This is a genomic window from Flavobacterium araucananum, from assembly GCF_002222055.1.
GTDB classification, from domain to species: domain Bacteria; phylum Bacteroidota; class Bacteroidia; order Flavobacteriales; family Flavobacteriaceae; genus Flavobacterium; species Flavobacterium araucananum.
In genome coordinates, this window is the sequence record NZ_MUGS01000103.1 from 1 (window position 1) to 1,400 (window position 1,400).

At 43.1% G+C, this 1,400-nt stretch carries 1 protein-coding gene; it reads right to left on the reverse strand.

What is annotated here, in order from left to right; translation table 11 throughout:
• Positions 1-1,400, reverse strand: a 1,400-nt coding sequence (locus tag B0A64_RS25340; protein WP_455423339.1) for an Ig-like domain-containing protein, incomplete at both ends; no start/stop codon positions are given.

Below are 1,400 nucleotides of genomic sequence, written 5' to 3' on the forward strand. Positions count from 1 at the left end.
TGGTACGTAATGCTATAAGTACCGGATGGTGTATTGGCGTCTAATGTCAATTGTCCGTTGGCATCGATACTTAGTGGTCCTGTTTTTATTGGTGTTACATTGGTGTTTACTGCGGTAACAGGTTGTCCGTTTAAGGTATCGTTTGCTGTAACATCGCCAATAACGGTAGTAGTCGCTGATGTGGTTTGACTGGCAAAGGTATTGTCTGTATTGGCAACAAGTGTGTTTCCTACTACAACTGTAGCGGTGTTTATGGCGCAATTGGCATGGCTCGCGCCTTCTTCACAAATTTGGTACGTAATGGTATAAGTGCCGGATGGTGTATTGGCGTCTAATGTCAACTCACCGTTGGCATCAATACTTAGTGGTCCTGTTTTTATTGGCGTTACATTGGTATTGGCTGCGGTAACAGGTTGTCCGTTTAAGGTATCGTTTGCTGTAACATCGCCAATAACGGTAGTAGTTCCTGATGTGGTTTGACTGGCAAAGGTATTGTCTGTATTGGCAACAAGTGTGTTCCCTACTACAACTGTAGCGGTATTTGTAGCGCAATTGGCAGGGCTCGCGCCTTCTTCACAAATTTGGTACGTAATGGTATAAGTGCCGGATGGTGTATTGGCGTCTAATGTCAATTGTCCATTGGCATCAATACTCAGTGGTCCTGTTTTTATTGGCGTTACATTGGTATTGGCTGCGGTAACAGGTTGTCCGTTTAAGGTATCGTTTGCTGTAACATCGCCAATAACGGTAGTAGTTCCTGATGTGGTTTGACTGGCAAAGGTGTTGTCTATATTGGCACAAATTTTAGAATCGATAACAGCGCTTGAGCTTAAAGATTCGCAACCATCAGCTTTTGCAATTATAGTATAACTTCCAACCGGAGCTGTTATGGTATTGCCTGTTTGAGTAACTCCTGCTGAAGGATTTACTATATAGATATAACTTGCATTATAATTGGTAATCGTAAAACTACCTGTTGCAGTCGAGCATGTTTGTTGCGTTACAGAACTCAATAAAGGTCTTGCCGGTGTTGCATTTACCGTTACGGATACTGCAGTTCTTGCACTCTCGCAACTGCTCGCAGAAGTTTGACTTACATAATAAGTTCCGGTTGCCAACAACTCTGTGCCGGCATAAAGTGTTCCGCCTGTATTTGCAGAATACCATTTTAGGGTAGTTCCGGTAGCGACTAAATCGCTTACTTTTTTAGCATCGGCTGAACAGAAATTTTGAGGGGAAGCTGTTGGTGCTGCAGGTGTTGCATTTACCGTTACCACTACTGCAGTTCTTGCACTCTCGCAACTGCTCGCAGAAGTTTGACTTACATAATAAGTTCCGGTTACCAATAATTCTGTACCGCTATAAAGTGTTCCGCCTGTATTTGCAGAATACCATTTTAG